The sequence below is a fragment of the Leptolyngbya sp. FACHB-261 genome, assembly GCF_014696065.1.
Taxonomy (GTDB): Bacteria; Cyanobacteriota; Cyanobacteriia; order FACHB-261; family FACHB-261; genus FACHB-261.
On record NZ_JACJPL010000001.1, the window covers coordinates 76874 to 95359 of the forward strand.

Here is an 18486-nt window from a genome sequence, read left to right on the forward strand (position 1 = left end):
TAGTAGCAAAGAGGAGGTCCGGGTGGGGATGCAACCTTCTAAGCTTGGGTTGGCTTCTTAGTCCTTAGGTCAGCTGGGGTAAGAGCTGTCCCTCAGGACTGACACCAATGATTGTGAACTGGCAATCCAATACTTTGAAGCCATACTTCTCAGCGATTTTGCGCGCCGTCTTACACACCTGGTCGTTGTGAAATTCCTGAATGCGATTGGTGCGCACACAGACCAGGTGGTGATGGTGGGGGGCTGGGACCAACTGCTCAGCGGTTTCGTCTTCCTGCAACAGATCACCAGGAACAGCATTCAAACAGAACTCACGGTTCAGCTCGTAGTAATGCTCCTTGTTGGGGAACTCCAATTCCCGCAACAGCCCAAGCCGAGCCATCAACTTCAGGCAGCGGTAGACAGTGCTGAGGCTGGCGCGGCTGCCCTGCGCAGCGGTACGCTGATGGACCTCTTGAGCACTCAGATGCTCTCCCTCGGGTAAGTTCAAGAAAAAATCCAGAATCTCGCGCCGCTGGTTGGTCATGCGGAAGCCGACCCGATGCAGCTCCTCCTTGAGTGCGCTGGCCGTGTAATCCAGTAACTTCATGGCCTTTCTCCTGCAAGGGTGCCAGGGACAGTGGCCGGGACCAAGGTGTCCCCCTAACTACTTACTTATTCACTCAGAATATTGACTGTTCCCGCTTCCTTTAAGGATAGCGATAGATTCTCTTAATAGGCGCCGTCCCTCTGGCCGTTCTATAACCGTTCCACAATTCTTATGTGAATACATTCATACTAATTCCGACCGGCTTACCGGGCTTTCTGTTATGCTAATAAACCTGGTTTATAGTCGTCCTCAGCTGTCACGGTCTGCCCAATCATGGTCAACTCGCTCACCCCTCCAGTTCCTGAAGCCCCTGCCAAGAGAGTCTCCAAGGTTGAAGTGCTTAAGGAGAAGAGTAATTTTCTGCGCGAGCCTGTGGCGACTGAGATTCTCCAGGACACCAATTTTTTTAGCGAGGATGCTACTCAGATCCTCAAGTTCCACGGCTCTTACCAGCAAGATGACCGGGACAATCGCAAGGCTCGCACGTCAGCAGGTCTGGAGCGGGACTTTCAGTTTATGATCCGCACCCGCAACCCTGGTGGTTTTATCCCGCCGGAATTGTACCTGGTGATGGACGAGCTATCAGAAACCTATGGCAATCACACATTGCGGGTGACTACTCGCCAGGGCTTCCAAATTCACGGTGTGGTGAAGGCGAACCTCAAGACAGTAATGGCTGCCATCATCCGCAATATGGGCTCAACCTTGGGGGCCTGCGGTGACCTGAACCGTAACGTGATGGCACCACCAGCCCCTTTTGCCGATAAACCGGAGTACGTGTACGCTCGCGAGTACGCTGATAAACTTGCTGATTTGCTGCGGCCCCAAACCGAGGCTTATTACGAGATCTGGTTGGATGGCGAGAAGGCGGTCACAGTTGAGGAAAGCCCTGAGGTCACTGAGGCTCGCTTGCGTAATGGCAATGGCACAGTTTTTCACGATTCGCAGGAGCCTATTTACGGCACCCATTACATGCCACGCAAGTTTAAATGCTGCGTGACAGTGCCGGGGGACAACTCGGTGGACGTGCTGACCCATGACCTCAGCCTAGTCGTCATTATCGATAAGGAAAATCGCTTGCAGGGCTTTAATCTCTTTGTCGGTGGCGGCATGGGTCGCACTCACAACAAAGAAGAGACGTTCGCACGGCTAGCCGACCCACTAGGCTATGTACCCAAAGAATTGATCTTTGATGCAGTTAAGGCGATCGTGGCTGTCCAGCGCGACTACAGTGACCGCTTCAATCGTCGTCAGGCTCGTTTGAAGTACCTGATTAAAGATTGGGGCGTGGACAAGTTTAAAGCCGAGGTAGAGCACTATCTAGGCTACAAGCTGAAGAAATCCAAACGCTTGCCCAAGTTTGAGTACCGCGATTATCTAGGCTGGCATCAGCAAGGCGACGGCAACCTGTTTTTGGGCGTTTCGATTGAGAATGGGCGGGTCAAGGATGACGAGAATCTGAAGCTCAAGACGGCTCTGCGCGAGATCGTCAAGCGCTATCGCTTGCCCGTGCGTTTGACTGCCAACCACAATGCAGTTCTCTATGACATTGCGCCATCCGATCAGGCTGAGATTCAGGCCATTTTGGATGAGCACGGAGTGTTGAGTGTGGACAAAATCGACCCGCTCACCCGTTACTCAATGGCCTGCCCTGCCCTGCCCACCTGCGGTTTAGCTGTGACCGAGTCGGAACGTGTCCTACCTGACATCAACCAGCGCATTCGCGCTTTGCTCAATCGCGTGGGGCTTCAGGATGAGTTCTTTGCTATTCGCATGACGGGTTGCCCCAATGGCTGCGCTCGCCCATACATGGCGGAACTAGGCTTTGTAGGCACAGCAAACGAGCAATACCAGCTCTGGTTGGGTGGTAGCCCTAACTCTATGCGATTGGCAGAGTCGTTCATTGAACGGTTGCATGTCAATGACCTAGAGACACGGTTAGAACCTCTGTTCGTGCAGTACAAGCAACAGCGGAAAGGCAAGGGCAAACGACGGGAGAGTTTTGGCGACTTCTGCGCCCGTGTTGGTTTTGAATCTTTACGGGAATTCGCTAATACTTACAGCGCCCAAACCGCCGAGGTTCAAACTGCTGAAGCCCAAACTGCCGTGGCCCAAACTGCACCAGATATCGCTAGCCTAAACTAATTGCCTGAAGCAAATTTCTACGCTCCGGCGACATCCAGATCAGGATATTAATTCACTCATAAAGCCCTTGCTCAGGAAATTATTTGAGCAAGGGCTTTTGATTATCTTTCGGTTTTAAAGAGTACCCTTGCGGGTACTAACCATCTCCTTTGAGCTGAACCTACCTTAGGAATGTCCTCACAAATCTACTCAGGTAAGCTGAATGTTTGTCTCAACCTTTGAAATTCTGACCAAGAAGATCGCACCGGGCAACTCGCCTTCTGCCCGTAAAGTGGTTCAGGCTTACTTTCTGACTATCTCTAACCTGGAATCTAATTCTGTTGAGATCGCTTTAGACTTTACAGCGATCACACCTGAGCTTAGCAGCGCTGTCATTAGCATCTTTGACGTTGCAGACATCAATGAGTTTCAGCCCCTGATTCCTAATCCCTCCGATTCTAAAAAGATGCGGCGTGTGGTGAACATTCCAGCTCATGATACCGGCCTGTTTATTCTGCAACCGAATATCATCCAGCAACCAGATCTCGATAACTTAGAGATCCGAGGCTTTGTCGAAATTGCCAAAGGGCCTTTCTTTAATCCAGCCCTAAGCACTGCTAACCTGCTACTTTCTGCGCAGAGCCGTGGCACCTTCCTGCCTGCCAACTTTGATCCTAACAATCCGGGTGGTATAGACATTGGCAACCTGGATTTTGACCAAATTGCCTATGACCTGCCCATCGCTGAAGGCAAAGCAATGGTTGCCGTTTAAACTCGTCATCGTCTGAGTTTTAGGCCATAGCCCCGTGGACAAGTGCCCTGCCTGCTCATTCGAGATTTAACTCAAGAGCAGGCAGTTTCTTGCCCAAGTTATAGGCGCTAGTGAATTTATTACTAGTAATATCTCTGCCCTGTTTGTTCAGCTTCATATAGCTTGTTCAACCCCATATAGCAGCCAAAGGTCACTATGCAGGCGAAGTTCCGATTCAGACCGGTTTCTTTTAGCTGGGTTGCAGTTCATCCAGAGCCAAAGGGTGTGATTCAGTTTGTTGGTGGGGCTTTCTTTGGAACATTCCCTACAATCTTCTATCGCTACTTTTTGAGGAAGCTGTTTGAAGAAGGCTACACTATTGTTACCTTACCCTTTCGCTTCAGCTTCCGCCATTGGCCTTTAGCCATTGGCTTGCTGAGAGAGCAAGATGCTCTACGCCAAGAACTCACTACCCTCGCAATCCATCTCGGCTATGAGCACGAGATTTATAACCACAAAGATCGCTATTTATGGATAGGGCACAGTCTAGGCTGTAAGTATATTACTCTGCTGGAATTTTTGAGTGGTAAGCAGTGGCCTCAAGCCATTGAGGCTTGCATTGGTAGGAAAGAACGGCAGCGGCTCGAAAACCTGGTTGAAGCTAACGGGCCTGAAGAACTCTCAATCAAAGGGCAGCCCTCACTCTTGATTGCCCCCGATATTAGCAACACAGAAAGTGCCATTCCTGTACGGGCTGTCGCACAGTTACTAGATCGTTTGCAATTGGGGGTTCTACCCACCCGAGAGCAAACTCAATGTCTAATCTCAGGTAGTGACTTGTTCAACTTGGCAGCACTAGTCTCTTTTAAGAAAGATGAATTGGCAGGGAGCATTACTGACGGGCAAAAGAGCGAAGAAATCCAAAAGAATAGCGATGTACTCTGGCTACTTCGGCAGCTTCAACTGCGCCGATTGCCAGCCATCAATCAAGAACTTCCCGGCAAGCATTTGGAACCATTGGGCATTCAAATTGGCCCCTACGTTGTGGACTTCAATCCATTAGACAAATTCGTTGAGCTTTTAAGCCAACGCTTCCTAGAAAAAGTTGTCATCCAATTTCTTGACAAGTTGAAACAGCGGGCCAAAGACATTTAGCCAATCAGCAAAAAAGCCTAGGGGCCTAGCGCGATGAGGTCAAGGTATCGCGGAAGCGCTCCTGAGCCTCACGGAATGCCTCCTGCATCGTGCGCTGAATTTGCTCTGGATTGGGCTTCTTACCACCCATCAGGTCGCCGAAGTAGACGCAAGCCCCTTCTCCTAAGGCCCAGGTATAAGCCGTGGCCCAAGATGCTGCAACCACACTGCCCAGAATCGGGATTGCCTTGACTAACTCACGGCCCACTGCCTGCGCCACAAAGCCACCCGCAATCGTACTCACAACCCCCCCAGCTTGAGAGGGGTTCAAGTTCTGACCGTAAAGCTTGCCTAGAAGACTCACGAGCGTTATCTGCAAGGTTGTCAGAACTGGCATGGTCGCCAGAGGCAAGGGCACAGCAGCCACAGTTCCAGCCATCACAGCAAAGGTGGCAATGTAGCGTCGGCCTGCTTGTCGATAGAGGTCACCCACCTGATCTGGCAAGCCTGCACGGGTATCGAGTAGTTGGCCAATGGCTCTAGCCTCAGCATCAGGTAGCAGATCGCAAAGAGCGCTGGCAAAGGCATCAAGGCCATAAAGCACAGGCTCGTAGCCATCTTCTGGCTGGGTAAAGTCAATAGCAACAACCCGGTCGTAGAGACCTGCAAAGGCCTGTTTGGCAGCATCCATAGCCCGTTGAACCTCTAGGTCACTGGGCGGATAATCAGGGTGATTGGCTTGCGGATCTGAGTAGGCCTCGTGCAGGCAAGTCACCGCCAGCAGACAAGGCACTTCTGGGTGACGCTGACGGATTTTGCTGACGATCTGACGCAGCGTGTCATTGGCAAAATCGGTCAGCCTAACCGTCACAACCAGAATTCGTGCTCTGGGCTGAGCCAGCGCTAATTGTCCTGCCGGTCGTTCTTCTCCTGCCTGTCCGTCGGTTAGTTGATCAGTTAGATCTCGTTCGTCTAGATCTAGTTCCTCGGTTGACTCGGCTGAGGTAGTAACTCCCGCCAGTCCAGTCAGCTCTTGAATAACCTCGGAGGTTTCTTGAGCGCCATCTCCAAGGCCTACCGTGTCAATAAATACCATGAGCGGCAGATCTGCTGCTGGGTAGCTATAGCGCTGAGTATGAGCCGTATGTGGTCTGAAGCCTTGGCCGACAATGTCTTTTGAAGCACCTGTCAACGCCTGCACAATCGAACTTTTACCCGTTTGCGGCTTGCCAACAAGCAGCACTTCGGTTGTCGGCATCTGGTTTCGAAGCTGGGCCAAAATTGCCGCTAACGATTGCTCGTCGATACCAAACCAGCCGTTGAACTGTTGGGTGGCTGTTTGAGAGAGGCCACCTGCCCACTCCCAAGCCTCTTGGAACCGAGACTGTAACCAACTGGTACTATCGCTCAGTTTGCGCTGAAGCGACCGAGCCGGTTTAGGCGGAATCAGGTCATCAAAGTCAGGCACTGCCGGAGAACCAACCCTGCGCTTCTACCATAGCGAGCCTTACCGAATCAGAGCCAAATCAGAATAAATTCTGGCCCTTAGGCATCCTAGGCTATTGCAAATGGGTTGTGGGTATCAGGTACAGCACACACTTCAAATCTTTCGTCCAGCCCAAAGTAGGTTAGAGCTGCGTCCGGCGGCGAACTGTCTCCCTATCGAGTTCTGAATCGCCCTTTAGGGCATACAAGCAAAGAAGCCCCAGCTTCTAGGCCGGGGCTCCACTCAAAAATTGCGAACCTTAGTTTTGCCGCTAGCAAGTTCTGCAGAACCTAGACAAAAGTAGGCATTAGACCTCGTTGCGCGGATCGTCCTGCGAAGCCAACTCGGAACCTTCGCTATAAAGAGCATTCAGACGGTCCCGCGCCTCATCCACTGAGATAGACTTCATTACAAGCAGAGGCTCCCGGATCAAATTGCCTGATTCATCCAGCAACTCTGGATGAGGAACCTGCCTGGGGCGACGCGATTGCGGGTAGGCGGGCCGTTGCATCTCCTGAGAACCCAGCGTCATCAGGCTGCGGATTAAATTGCCCATGGCCAGAAAGGCCAACACTGTGAAAGCGATAATGTAAAGCATCGGTAACATTTAGGAGTTCCTTATTCTTCCAACAACAGCTTTTTCAACTTTTCCAACAACGGCTAATTCAATACAAACCCATTAATATCAGCCGCAATAAACAAACAACCTCGTGCCTGGGAGCTACGCTTGCTGCTGAGCCCGAAAGCGATTGGCAACCTGCCAGCACTCCATGAGCAGCTGATGCCACGGCACTAAAGCCCGCGCCTCAATACCAGCTTTGCCCTCTGTCGCTTTAAACAAGGACTGGCTTGCTCGGACCTCAGCGAGCGCTTGCAACACACGACCAAGTAAGTCAGCTTGAGCCTCCAGACTTAAAAAATCTAAGCGCTCCGTGCTAAGCAGCTTCTCTGAGCGAACAAACCAGTAAACGAAGTCCTCCAACAGGGGCTCTAACACCACCTTCAGCAACTCCGGGTCCGGCAGCTCGGCATTCAGCATGTAATCTTTGTAAACCAGAAAATCAATTGTCCCTATATTAGCGCCTGTTACCTTTCTTTACAAATAAGTCTTGGGGATCAATCAGGGATCAAGTTAAATCCCTCGTCTGGATAGGCCACGCCGATAGAATGTGAAGGAAAGACCGAAACTCCATTTCCTTACTCATGGACAGAAGCCACCTGCCTCGCCCCGGTGAGTCTGAAAAGCTGAACAAGATTCGCCACACGGCCTCCCACGTCATGGCAGCCGCCGTGCAAAAGCTATTTTCCAAGGCGCAGGTGACGATTGGTCCAACGACCGCGACTGGCTTTTATTACGATTTCGATAACCCTGAGCCTTTTGCCGAGAAGGACCTCAAGGCAATTAAGAAAGAGATGGACCGGCTGATTCGCAAAGGTTTGCCGGTGATTCAGGAAGAAATCAGCCGCGAAGAGGCCAAAGCTCGGATTGAGCGTTTGGGAGAGCCCTACAAGCTAGAGCTATTAGAGGCTATTCCAGAAGGGGAAGCAATCACGATTTACCACCTTGGGGATGCCTGGTGGGATTTATGTGCTGGTCCCCACGTCGAGAACACCAGCGAGCTGAACCCGGATGCCATTGCGCTTGAGAGTGTAGCTGGAGCCTACTGGCGGGGTGACGAAACCAAGGCTCAGTTACAGCGAATCTACGGCACTGCCTGGGAAACGCCTGAGCAGCTAGCTGAGTACAAGCGCCGCAAAGAAGAAGCCCTCAAGCGCGACCACCGCAAACTTGGCAAGGAACTGGGCCTATTCGTGTTCTCCGACGATGTCGGACCAGGCTTACCGCTATGGACGCCTAAGGGAACCACGCTGCGCAATACCTTAGAGGACTTCCTCAAGCAGGAACAACTCAAGCGCGGCTATCTGCCAGTGGTCACGCCCCATATTGCCCGTGTCGATCTGTTCAAGATTTCAGGGCACTGGCAGAAGTACAAGGAAGATATGTTCCCGATGATGAGCGAGGACGACGAGTCCCGCGATCAGGAGCAAGGCTTTGTCATGAAGCCGATGAACTGCCCCTTCCATATCCAGATCTACAAGAGTGAGTTGCGCTCCTATCGTGACCTGCCCATGCGTCTGGCCGAATTCGGCACCGTCTACCGCTATGAGCAGTCTGGTGAATTGGGCGGATTGACGCGGGTGCGCGGCTTCACGGTGGATGATGCGCACTTGTTCGTCACGCCAGACCAACTGGATGCTGAGTTTCTGAAGGTCGTAGATCTGATTCTGGCCGTCTTCAACCGACTGGGGATGAAGGACTTCAGCGCTCGGCTCAGCTTCCGCGATCCGGCCTCCGATAAGTACCTGGGCTCCGCAGAGGTTTGGGAGAAGGCCGAAGGTGCGATCCGACGAGCAGTGGAGCAGCTTGAGATGCCTCACTTTGAGGCTCCTGGCGAAGCCGCTTTCTACGGCCCCAAATTGGACTTCATCTTCCGCGACGTGCTTGACCGCGAGTGGCAACTCGGCACGGTTCAGGTGGATTATCAGTTGCCTGAGCGCTTTGATCTAGAGTTTGTCGCTTCTGATGGCTCGCGCCAACGGCCAGTGATGATCCACCGGGCTCCTTTTGGCTCACTAGAGCGCCTGGTCGGTATCCTGATCGAGCAGTATGCTGGCGACTTTCCGCTGTGGTTAGCACCAGAGCAGGTGCGATTGCTGCCCGTAAATGAAGAGGTGCAATCGTTTGCACAAAGCGTCGTCACGCAAATGCAAGCTCAGGGCGTTCGAGCCACGGTAGATACCAGCGGTGATCGTTTGGGTAAGCAAATTCGCAACGCTGAGACCCAGAAGATCCCTGTCATGGCCGTGATCGGGGCCAAGGAGGTCGAGAGCAACAGCCTCAGCCTGCGCACCCGCGCCTCTGGCGATCTGGGGAGCGTTAGTGTTGCCGATGCCCTCACCCGCATTAAGGACAGCATCGACAACCAAACCAACCTGTAAGGTCCTGCAAGGTCAGTAGAGCTGCTGCAACTGCTCCCCCAGAACAGAACTGGGGGAGCTAGCTCTAGCTAATGCTGCATACCAAACGCTTGCTGAATTTGGCTGAGTAAGCTCGATCGTGCTCACATAAAGTGTGTATCTAGATAGCAATTAACGTGCTCTAAGCTTCCTAAAACTTTAAGTCTCTGTGAATTCGCAAACAAGATCACAGCTAGCCCTAATCATTTCGGAATGAAATGGGTAGGACTGTTTCTAACCCTGCCGTACTTTCTAATGCACAGACTTCTCGCAGGACCACTGAGTGTTGAAACTCTGACCATTCCTATTGCAGGCTTACCTTCAGCCTTAAAAGATACGAAATTAGTGCAACTCTCAGATTTTCACTTTGATGGTTTGCGGCTTTCGGAAGACTTACTTCAACAGGCCATTGAAACCACCAACGAAGCTGAGCCGGATCTAATTTTGCTAACCGGTGACTATATCACCACCGATCCCACACCGGCCTATAGCCTCGCGCACCGTCTTAAGGCCTTGCAAAGCCGGGCTGGAGTTTATGCTGTTTTAGGCAATCATGACCTGTGCTGGCCGAATGCGAAGGCCACTGTTACAGAGGCTCTCGAAAGTGTTGATATTCAAGTGTTATGGAACCAGGTTGTTTACCCATTGGGAACAGGACTAGCTTTAGTTGGGCTACCAGACTTCCGGGCCGCTCAGTTTGAACCGGCATCAGTGATGGCTCAAATTGAGCCAGAAACACCCCGCATTGTGCTTTCTCACAATCCGGATAGTGCTGAGGTTCTCCAACAGTGGCGGGTGGATTTGCAGCTATCGGGTCATACCCACGGTGGGCAGATTGTATTACCGGGTTTGGGTCCTATGCATCGTTGGGTCGAACGATTGAATCCCTTCAGTTATAAAGTTGTGCATCATTGGGAATGGTCTGAAGGGCTACACCAAGTAGGCAACAATCGGCTGTATGTGAATCGTGGTTTAGGAACTTACTTACCTGGACGGTTTCTTTGCCCGCCTGAAGTAACTATCATCAATCTAATCTAAAATTCTATTCACTTGAAATCTTATTTAAAATCTTGCTTTAAAAAATCGTAAAAGCAGCCACTCAGCAGATCTGACTAATAAACGACAGGTCAACACAACCGAAGTGAGCACTCAAGGCCACATTGAGGTTTTCCAGAGATTGAATTAACCACTGCATCCCATCTTTCGTATAAGACTCGTAGTGATTAAACAAAATGGAGAAACGCTTCTCCAGACAAGGCTTGATTTTTTTGCAAAACAGGACAATCTTAAGCAGCAAACCAGTAGTAGCTGTAGGACCTACATTGGAAACCAGGTCCGTAAAAACGTAATGACTGGGCTGCTGGGCACTTTCCACAATCAAGAAATTTAAGACTCGACTGCAAGTCCTGACCATCAAAAAGTCGTCGAACTTATTGCAGTCCCGCTCAGGGAGTGTGTTTTTGAGGTGAGTCGCCAGTTGGTGATTAAAACGGTGTTTAGCATAGCCCGGATCAACAGCAGAGCTTAAGTAATGATAGAAATCGCTTTTGAAGGTTTTATAGGAGATTGGCTGGCTGACGTGGTTCTGGAACTGCTGAGCCAAGTGTCGGTAGCTATAATTCCCCTCAGCTTTGCCCACAAATTGTTTGACTGCTCCACACAGTTCTTGATCACTTAGCAAAGTGGGGTTCTTAACTGGCTGCAAAGTTCGACCTGACGAGAGCGAACACCGCACTTGGTAAGTCACGTAGTGAGATAAATCCACTTCAAATTGTCGCTGAACTTCAGCCTGGATATGTTGCACCACCCGCTGGTGCTCCAAAGAGCTATCCTCACTGACCAGGCAGTAGTCATACAAATACGGATAGCGGCGGATCAAGCTGACGAGTGGCTTTGCCTCCAAGCTGCCTAGCTCTGCACTTTGAGCGATCACCTCCGCTAGGCGGCGTAGAGTGGCATGCTGCTCAGTTTGGATGAACAGCTTTACCAACTGACGGAGCCGTCTCACCTCCTGGTAGCGCCCCAGACTAGCAGTAGGTATTGAGCCTGACAATTCGAAGAGTGCCAGCAAGTTCACCACCGCGTCCTGGTATTGGGGACGAGTTTGCCACCGGTTAATCAGAATGTGGCAGCAGCGGTTTAGGACAAACTTGAATTCTTGAGCAGCTAAATCTGAAGCTGTTAGCTTGTCAATGGCAGCCAGAGCCTGACGATCCCCATAGGCTTGACCATCAATGAAGAGAGCCCGGAAGCGCTCTAACATCTGCAATGGAGACTCTAACTGAACCCAGTGCAGCAGATGATCGTACAGGTACTGCTCCTCTGGGCTAATCAATCGGTTGTAGGATTCGAGCCAAGTAGACACTTCGTGACCTCGCGGTAAAGCCGTACCGCAACACAAGAGAGCGATTTGGGGCTTCTAACCGTGGTACGCGTGAGGAAGAAACCCAGTCAGCGACCTACTCGATCGGTGCAGCGTGAGTTGCTCTAAGCAGCTACACACTGCTGATAGAATCCAACAAACTAAATATCTTGCATGCTGCTCCAACTTCCAGTGATCAAGATCGCACAACTTTGTGATCTATATCACGGAAAGGGGTAATTGCAGTAGCGTGTTTTACACAACACCCGGGCAAGTCCTAGGAGCAGGGGTAGCGGGCTCGTTCGTTAAGGTACCGTTGAGCTTTTAACTCAGCCTGTCAGGTTCCGACCTCAGTTTGACCTTTAGGTCTTCTGAAACTGACCAAACTGGAGCTGGTAAACCTCGTCCTCTTTCTCGGTTTCGAGGCGCAGGTTGCTGAGCGGACGAGCGATACACAACAGCGCGTAACCTTGCTGCATCAGGCCGTCGCTGATCCCAATACCTTCACTTTGATCAACTTCACCTGCAAGCAGACGTGCGGCACAGGTAGTACAAACTCCAGCACAGCACGAGTTGGGCAACGTGAGACCAGCGGCGGCGGCAGCCGCTAGGACCGTCTGGTCCGCAGCTACAGGCACTGTATAAGTCTGGCCCTGATGCAAAATCTCAGCAGTGTACGAGTCGGTCATGAATCGAGAGAGGAACGCTTAACAAGCCTGTCTGGAAGCCTGATCACCAGGATAGGCCATCACGTCCTCCCATAACCCGACTTCACGCATCTGAATTCACACCTCACTCCGGCCCACTCCCCTAGCCCTACTCCTCCAGCCTCACTCTTAGACAGAACTATTGATGTTTGGAATTTGAGATAGCATTGGCAATCTAAGCCGCCTTTACAAGCCACCTTTGTAGCCAGCTGGACCTTGGCAACTGAATTTTTAGGAGCGCCGAACTGCCATGCAAGCCCGTCGTATAGCCCGTGAATTAGCTCTACTCGCCTTAAGTCAGCTTCCGAGTTCACCTGACAAGATTGCGTCTCAAGATCTTCCAGACTTACTGCTAGCAGCCGTGCGTACCCTGACTGCGGAAGTCCACGATGCGCTTTCCAACGCTGCTGCTGATCTCAGTCGTAGCCACGATCGCCTTTTGAACAGCGAAACCCGAGCAAAAACTCTAGAGGATGCTCGGGCCATGGTCAATGAGGCAATGACTCACACTGAAACTGCCATTAACCGCTTGGGCACAGCCTTGGAACTACCTGAGATACTTCAGCTTTCCAATCGCAAAGAGGTTCGAGCTCTAGCGCTAAGTCTCCTGACTGCCTTTCATGAGAATCGAGACGAAATTGATGATTTGCTGAGCCGTTCGCTCGTAGATTGGCAGCTCAATCGCTTGGCGCGAGTTGACCGAGATATTTTGCGCCTAGCCGCAGCCGAACTGGTTTTTCTAGGACACAAGGAGAACGTCACGATCACCGAAGCGGTCGAGCTGGCCAAACGCTACAGCAGCGAAGATGGCTACAAGTTCATCAACGGGGTGCTACGCCGCGTCACCGAGCAACTGCGGCAACCCGGCGGGCAGCCAGGTCGGCAGGTGGTTTAGCCGGTAGACTCAGGGAGAGGAGGCAGGCTAGCAATTCCTGCTTTGAGGGCGAGGGTTATGGTTTTCAATTGGTTTGAACGGTTTAAACAGAAGCAAAACCCAGCAGAGTCAGTCCCTGCTGAACCGGAGCAGCCAGCTGTCAGCCCAACCCAGGAGCCGGAGGCTGAGGAAAAATCGGCAGAAGCCAGCGAGTCGGCAGCTTCTACAGTCGATGGCCCCAATCAGGATCTCCTGAGCTTTGCCCGTGCTGCTTACAAGAATCTTCAGCAGCGGGAACAGGAAACCTCAAGCCCAGAATCAGCCTCCGAAGCAGAATTAGCTTCTGAAACCAAGGCTGAGACTGCCGAGTTAACTCCAGCCCTAACTCCCGCATTGCCTAGTGAGGCGCCCTCTGAACCCTCACCAGAACCCATAAAACCGCAGACTCAGGAGGAGCCTCAGGTCGCACCACTGGTTCAGAATGTTGCCGAGGAAATTGCTCAGGAGATTTCGCAAGAGGTGGCTCAAGCCCCCGATGCGGTTGCACCTTTTGCTGAAGCTGCCACAGTTGAGCCACCTGAACTGTCCCCTCATCAGATTGAGCTTGAACCTGAATCCATTCCAGAACCAGTTCTGGACGTCCCTGCACTGGAAGCTGAGCTTGGGCAAGGGCAATCTGAGCGGGCTGTTGTTCAGATGCCAGAACCGATCCAAGCTCCAGAGTTACCTGCTCCAGTAGGGCCAGCAAGAGAGCCAGCTGAGCGGGTGCCAGAGCTAGTAGTAGAGGCGACGCCAGAAACAGCCCCTCTAGATACTGAAGCATCGCAGTCCACAACCCGACCTGAAGATGGGGCTTCACTCCCATTTTGGGCGAGAGCTGAAGCTGACCGCCAAGCGCGTTTGGAGCGGCTCAAGGCTACAGCAATTGAAGAAACCACGCCTGAACCCATTAGTGGCACGGCAACTGAATCTGCAACTCAGTCAGTTGTCTCGGTACCAGAACTCCCGGAGTTGCCGTTCGACGAAGGGTTTTTGTGGTCGGCTGAGATCCTGGCAGCACAAGGACGACGGGCAGAGGACATCTCGATTGAGGAAATCACCTGGCTCAGGCGCTTGCGTCAAGGCCTAGAAAAAACTCGTCGCGGTCTAGTCAACCAGCTCAAAGCCTTGGCCAACCAAGGCCCCCTCAATGCCGATGCAGTTGATCAGATCGAAACGTTACTGCTACAGGCCGACGCAGGGGTTGCGGCAACCGATCGCGTCGTCAAAGCATTGCAGACACGCTTGCGGCAAGAAACATTACCTCCCGAACAGGCCATTGCTTATCTGAAGCAACTGCTGCGAGACATGCTGGAAACTCCTTTGCAGGGACATTACAGCGCTAGCTTTGCCCCCACCAAAGACACTCTCAATATCTGGTTGATGACCGGCGTTAATGGTGCGGGTAAAACTACCACAATTGGCAAAATCGCCCACCTCGCCCAGAAATCAGGCTACCGAACTCTGATCGCTGCTGGGGATACCTTTCGAGCTGCTGCTGTAGCGCAGGTCCAGGTTTGGGGCGAACGGGCTGGTGTAGATGTGGTCGCCAATCCAGGCAAGAACACCGATCCAGCCGCCGTGGTCTTTGATGCTATTACCGCGGCTCAGGCACGAGATTCTGAGCTATTGCTGGTGGATACAGCCGGACGCTTGCAAAACAAAAAGAACTTGATGGATGAGCTAAGCAAGGTGCGGCGTATCATCGACAAAAAAGCGCCTGATGCCATAGTCGAATCGTTATTGGTTTTGGATGCTACTCTGGGCCAGAACGGTTTGCAGCAGGCTAAAGTTTTCGCTGAAGCGGCCAAGCTCAGTGGCGTCGTGCTAACAAAGCTTGATGGCACTGCGCGAGGGGGGGTGGCTCTAGCAGTGGTCGAGCAACTGGGATTGCCAATCCGATTTATTGGGGCAGGTGAAGGCATCGAAGATTTACGCCCCTTCTCTAGCTACGAATTCGTAGAAGCCCTACTAAGCGAGTGAGCAATCTCCCCTGCACAGATGCCCAGATAGCAAGTACCATTACACCAACCTCAGTGTCGGTGGTGAATCTCTGAGAAGCTGACTAACTGCTACTGGCTAAATGCTAACCTCCTGTGGATGCGCCCCTTGATTCACCATTGACGACTGCTGAACTCTCTGCTAGAGGCCCCGTGCCACGCGAACCCCAACTTCCCTTGACGTCAGTTTCGGCCAACACCGAGGTGGCCCCTCAAAGCCACGGGATACCTGATGTGAGCAGTGAAGTGACCCCCGTCTTTGCCCTCAAGGAGCTAGTGGCTCAGCTGAGCCGGGAACAGCGCAAAACGCAGGACTTACTCAGTTCCCTGGGATTTGCGCTGCGCAGCTTCACCAACCTCAACCAATTTCTAGAGCTGATTCCGCTGATGGCTAGTCGCGTGACTGACGCTGACGGCGGAGCCCTCATTCTGTTCAAGGCAGGGCAACCCCGCCTTGAACGCCTACATTGCACAGATGGTGAGCGCTGCCGCGATATTCGTAAGGCTTTAGAGTTGGCAACTCGCGAGATTGTCAGCGACCCATCAGCGGCTCTAGATACCCTGGTCGCCCATCATCTAGGGCCGGAAATGCAGATGTTCGGTACTGCCATTCTAGTCAAGAACATCGAACGAGGGCGGCTCTGTGTCTTCAGCCGGGATCCAAACTACGCTTGGACTGAAACCCGTCAGAAACTCATGCGTCTCGTAGCCGACCAAACTGCGGTCGCCATAGAGAACGACGAGCTAACGGTTGAGTTGCGCAAAAAAGAGCGTCTGGACCGCGAACTAGAAATTGGGGCAGAGATTCAAACTCGCTTGCTACCGCGCACTTACCCAGTCATTGACGGCGCAGCTTTAGCAGCGAAGTGTGAAACCGCGAGTCGTGTGGGTGGCGATTACTACGATTTTATTGCCATTCGCGACCCTGAAGAAAACGCGATTGAGCGCTGGGGGTTGGTGATTGGCGATGTCATGGGTAAAGGTGTTCCCGCCGGCCTGATCATGACCATGACGCGGGGTATGCTGCGAGCCGAGGCCTTAAACGGCCACTCACCAGGGCGGGTGCTAGAGCACCTCAACCATGTCATCTACACCGACCTGGAGAACTCCAATCGGTTCGTGACCCTGTTTTATTCGGAATACAATCCAGCCACTGGTGTGCTGGTTTACAGCAATGCAGCCCACAATCCGCCGCTATTGTGGCGTGCAGCAACGGGCCAAGTCCATCGGCTGGACACACCAGGTATGTTGATCGGTTTAGAAGCGGAGAGCCAGTACCCAGAGGCCCAAGTTCAGCTTAGGGCCGGAGACATCGTTATTTACTACACCGATGGCTTCACCGAAGCGGCTAACGCCAGTGGTGACCGCTTCGATGAAGATAACCTCACAGCTGCTGTGCAGTGGGCCTGCCGGACTTACTCGGAGCCTCAGGCAATTCTAGACTTCTTATTCGAACGGGTACATGGCTTCGTGGGCAGCGCTGCCGCCGAGGCAGAAGCGCGGGGTCTCGGCAGTAGCGGCGACGATATGACGCTTATCGTGTTTCAAGTACAGCCCGACCAGAACCAAGGCCAGACGTATAGCCCACCACCAAGCGTGGTAGTCTCATGATGCCAATTTGGGAGGGGTAGTCCAGGAATGGAGCCGCTTTTTAGAGCTTTTCGACGATTCAAGCAGCCGCTAGTTCTCCTACTGTTTTGTTCCGTGCTGTTAATGGCAGCCCAAAGCAACAATCAGTTTGATCAAGATGTTCTCAAAGACATGCGCGGCGGCTTTGACCAATTTGTAAGGTCGGGTCAAGCCTGGGCTTTAGCAATTGGCTTCGTGTTCGGCTATGTGCTGCGGGGATTCACGTCGTTCTGAAGCAGCTGGGAAACGCCTTCCAATTCTGATTGCTGTTCGTATTTGCGGACATTCTTATGGGGGCTGTGCTGGTAATATCTGGATTGCCAGCACAGCCCCTGCCGAAGGGCCAGAGCAAACATGACAGCAACACCTTCTACCCCACAACCCTGGAGCCAGCGTTTTGAGTCTGCGCTACACCCGGCAATCGTGCAATTTAACGCCAGTATTGGCTTTGATATTGAGCTAATCGAATATGACCTTACTGGCTCTCAAGCTCACGCTCAGATGTTGGCTCAGGTCGGCATCATCAGTGCTGAAGAGGGGGAGCAGTTGGTGCGGGGACTGGAACAGATTCGGCAGGAGTATCGGGCAGGTGAGTTTAAACCCGGCTTAGATGCCGAGGACGTTCACTTTGCTGTCGAGCGCCGTCTGACTCAACTGATAGGTGATGCCGGCAAGAAGTTACACACTGCTCGCTCCCGCAATGATCAGGTGGGGACTGATATACGCCTATACTTGCGCGACCAAATCCGCCAGATTCAGGCTCAACTAGCGGCCTTTCAAACAGTCTTGCTAGACCTAGCTCAGCGACATGTGGAAACGCTGATTCCTGGTTACACTCACCTGCAACGGGCTCAACCAGTGTCCCTGGCTCATCATTTGCTCGCCTACTTTGAGATGGCACAGCGCGACCGTCAACGGCTAGAAGAAATTTACACCCGAGTTAACATTTCACCTCTGGGCTCTGGCGCACTGGCTGGCACCCCTCACCCAATTGACCGGCACTACAGTGCCAGATTGTTGCACTTCGATGCAGTCTATGCAAACAGTTTGGATGGGGTCTCAGACCGTGACTTCGCCATTGAATTCTTGGCAGCCTCTAGCCTGATTGTTATGCACCTGAGCCGCCTTTCTGAAGAGGTTATTCTCTGGGCCTCCCAGGAATTTGGCTTTGTCAGCTTGAAAGATGCTTGCGCGACAGGGTCTAGCATCATGCCTCAGAAGAAGAACCCAGATGTTCCAGAACTGGTACGAGGCAAAACAGGTAGAGTCTTTGGGCATCTACAAGCCCTGTTAGTCCTGATGAAGGGGCTCCCTCTGGCTTACAACAAAGACCTACAAGAAGATAAAGAAGCCCTATTTGACAGTGTGCGCACTGTGAAAGCTTGCCTGGAAGCCATGACAATTTTGATATCAGAAGGGCTCAGCTTCCGCACGGAGCGCTTAGCCCAAGCTGTCAATGAAGACTTCTCCAATGCCACAGATGTTGCTGATTACCTAGCAAGTAAAGGCGTCCCTTTCCGGGAGGCGTACAACATTGTTGGCTCTGTAGTCAAAACTTGCTTAGCCCAAGGGATTCTACTCAAAGATTTGAGCTTAGAAAGCTGGCAGAGCTTTCATCCAGTCTTTGAGGCAGATATCTTCACGACGATTGAACCTCGTCAGGTGGTTGCTGCCCGGAAAAGTTATGGGGGTACTGGCTTTGAGCAGGTCAGAAACCAGCTTGAAGCTGCAAAACAGCGCCTGACTCAGCCCCTCAAGGCCTAGCCAAGTTTT

Annotated in this window: 16 protein-coding genes; 10 read left to right on the forward strand and 6 right to left on the reverse strand. The window is 52.3% G+C overall.

The window, feature by feature from the left end; translation table 11 throughout:
* Positions 1-64: 64 nt before the first annotated feature.
* On the reverse strand, positions 65-589 hold the full coding sequence (locus H6F94_RS00330) for a Fur family transcriptional regulator (RefSeq protein ID WP_190800240.1): 525 nt from the start codon (positions 587-589) through the stop codon (positions 65-67).
* A 273-nt stretch (positions 590-862) separates the two neighbouring features.
* Here H6F94_RS00330 and sir point away from each other — a divergent pair, with 273 nt between their 5' ends.
* The 3 genes from sir to H6F94_RS00345 all read left to right on the forward strand — a co-directional run bounded on the left by sir (position 863) and on the right by H6F94_RS00345 (position 4619).
* Positions 863-2734 (forward strand): sulfite reductase, ferredoxin dependent, encoded by a 1872-nt coding sequence (sir, locus tag H6F94_RS00335; RefSeq protein WP_190800241.1) that lies wholly within the window; start codon positions 863-865, stop codon positions 2732-2734.
* Positions 2735-2936: 202 nt separating this feature from the next.
* A complete protein-coding gene (locus H6F94_RS00340; protein WP_190800242.1) occupies positions 2937-3485 on the forward strand; it encodes a hypothetical protein in 549 nt (182 codons plus the stop codon).
* Positions 3486-3680: 195 nt separating this feature from the next.
* Entirely contained in the window at positions 3681-4619 is a 939-nt protein-coding gene (locus H6F94_RS00345) for a DUF1350 family protein (protein WP_190800243.1), read from the forward strand.
* 25 nt (positions 4620-4644) lie between these two features.
* Here the strand turns inward: H6F94_RS00345 and H6F94_RS00350 are convergent, their stop codons facing one another.
* From H6F94_RS00350 to H6F94_RS00360, 3 genes are all read right to left on the reverse strand, one after another.
* Positions 4645-6066 carry a GTPase gene (locus tag H6F94_RS00350; RefSeq protein ID WP_313949190.1) on the reverse strand — a complete coding sequence of 474 codons (1422 nt, stop codon included), beginning with the start codon at positions 6064-6066 and terminating at the stop codon, positions 4645-4647.
* A 325-nt stretch (positions 6067-6391) separates the two neighbouring features.
* On the reverse strand, positions 6392-6691 hold the full coding sequence (locus H6F94_RS00355) for a DUF2973 domain-containing protein (protein ID WP_190800244.1): 300 nt from the start codon (positions 6689-6691) through the stop codon (positions 6392-6394).
* Between the two features lie 114 nt (positions 6692-6805).
* A complete protein-coding gene (locus H6F94_RS00360; protein WP_190800245.1) occupies positions 6806-7123 on the reverse strand; it encodes a DUF2605 domain-containing protein in 318 nt (105 codons plus the stop codon).
* Positions 7124-7287: 164 nt separating this feature from the next.
* Between H6F94_RS00360 and thrS the strand changes: the two genes are divergently transcribed.
* Together thrS and H6F94_RS00370 are read left to right on the forward strand one after the other, a co-directional pair.
* Complete coding sequence (gene thrS / locus H6F94_RS00365; protein ID WP_190800246.1) at positions 7288-9084, forward strand: threonine--tRNA ligase; 1797 nt, start codon at positions 7288-7290, stop codon at positions 9082-9084.
* A 273-nt stretch (positions 9085-9357) separates the two neighbouring features.
* Positions 9358-10140, forward strand: coding sequence for a metallophosphoesterase (locus H6F94_RS00370; RefSeq protein WP_190800247.1), 783 nt, complete (start codon positions 9358-9360; stop codon positions 10138-10140).
* A 61-nt stretch (positions 10141-10201) separates the two neighbouring features.
* Here the strand turns inward: H6F94_RS00370 and H6F94_RS00375 are convergent, their stop codons facing one another.
* Both H6F94_RS00375 and H6F94_RS00380 read right to left on the reverse strand, forming a co-directional pair.
* Positions 10202-11467 carry a Sll1247 family protein gene (locus tag H6F94_RS00375; RefSeq protein ID WP_190800248.1) on the reverse strand — a complete coding sequence of 422 codons (1266 nt, stop codon included), beginning with the start codon at positions 11465-11467 and terminating at the stop codon, positions 10202-10204.
* A gap of 359 nt (positions 11468-11826) precedes the next feature.
* A complete protein-coding gene (locus tag H6F94_RS00380; protein ID WP_190800249.1) occupies positions 11827-12153 on the reverse strand; it encodes a 2Fe-2S iron-sulfur cluster-binding protein in 327 nt (108 codons plus the stop codon).
* A 268-nt stretch (positions 12154-12421) separates the two neighbouring features.
* Here H6F94_RS00380 and nusB point away from each other — a divergent pair, with 268 nt between their 5' ends.
* The 5 genes from nusB (at position 12422) to argH (ending at position 18477) form a co-directional block, all read left to right on the forward strand.
* Positions 12422-13066 carry a transcription antitermination factor NusB gene (nusB, locus tag H6F94_RS00385; protein WP_190800250.1) on the forward strand — a complete coding sequence of 215 codons (645 nt, stop codon included), beginning with the start codon at positions 12422-12424 and terminating at the stop codon, positions 13064-13066.
* A gap of 57 nt (positions 13067-13123) precedes the next feature.
* Positions 13124-15067: a signal recognition particle-docking protein FtsY gene (gene ftsY / locus H6F94_RS00390; RefSeq protein ID WP_190800251.1), complete on the forward strand. Its 1944-nt coding sequence runs from the start codon at positions 13124-13126 to the stop codon at positions 15065-15067.
* 113 nt (positions 15068-15180) lie between these two features.
* Positions 15181-16695, forward strand: coding sequence for a PP2C family protein-serine/threonine phosphatase (locus H6F94_RS00395; protein WP_396426402.1), 1515 nt, complete (start codon positions 15181-15183; stop codon positions 16693-16695).
* Positions 16696-16797: 102 nt separating this feature from the next.
* On the forward strand, positions 16798-16947 hold the full coding sequence (locus H6F94_RS00400; protein ID WP_190800252.1) for a hypothetical protein: 150 nt from the start codon (positions 16798-16800) through the stop codon (positions 16945-16947).
* Between the two features lie 120 nt (positions 16948-17067).
* Positions 17068-18477 carry an argininosuccinate lyase gene (argH, locus tag H6F94_RS00405; RefSeq protein ID WP_190800253.1) on the forward strand — a complete coding sequence of 470 codons (1410 nt, stop codon included), beginning with the start codon at positions 17068-17070 and terminating at the stop codon, positions 18475-18477.
* The last annotated feature ends 9 nt before the right edge of the window (positions 18478-18486 follow it).

Coding starts and splice junctions, on each gene's coding strand:
- nusB (WP_190800250.1), top strand. CDS start 12,422: ATGCAAGCCCGTCGTATAGCCCGTGAATTAGCTCTACTCGCCTTAAGT.
- H6F94_RS00380 (WP_190800249.1), bottom strand. CDS start 12,153: ATGACCGACTCGTACACTGCTGAGATTTTGCATCAGGGCCAGACTTAT.
- sir (WP_190800241.1), top strand. CDS start 863: ATGGTCAACTCGCTCACCCCTCCAGTTCCTGAAGCCCCTGCCAAGAGA.
- ftsY (WP_190800251.1), top strand. CDS start 13,124: ATGGTTTTCAATTGGTTTGAACGGTTTAAACAGAAGCAAAACCCAGCA.
- H6F94_RS00340 (WP_190800242.1), top strand. CDS start 2,937: ATGTTTGTCTCAACCTTTGAAATTCTGACCAAGAAGATCGCACCGGGC.
- thrS (WP_190800246.1), top strand. CDS start 7,288: ATGGACAGAAGCCACCTGCCTCGCCCCGGTGAGTCTGAAAAGCTGAAC.
- H6F94_RS00400 (WP_190800252.1), top strand. CDS start 16,798: ATGGCAGCCCAAAGCAACAATCAGTTTGATCAAGATGTTCTCAAAGAC.
- H6F94_RS00370 (WP_190800247.1), top strand. CDS start 9,358: ATGCACAGACTTCTCGCAGGACCACTGAGTGTTGAAACTCTGACCATT.
- H6F94_RS00360 (WP_190800245.1), bottom strand. CDS start 7,123: ATGCTGAATGCCGAGCTGCCGGACCCGGAGTTGCTGAAGGTGGTGTTA.
- H6F94_RS00355 (WP_190800244.1), bottom strand. CDS start 6,691: ATGTTACCGATGCTTTACATTATCGCTTTCACAGTGTTGGCCTTTCTG.
- H6F94_RS00345 (WP_190800243.1), top strand. CDS start 3,681: ATGCAGGCGAAGTTCCGATTCAGACCGGTTTCTTTTAGCTGGGTTGCA.
- H6F94_RS00330 (WP_190800240.1), bottom strand. CDS start 589: ATGAAGTTACTGGATTACACGGCCAGCGCACTCAAGGAGGAGCTGCAT.
- argH (WP_190800253.1), top strand. CDS start 17,068: ATGACAGCAACACCTTCTACCCCACAACCCTGGAGCCAGCGTTTTGAG.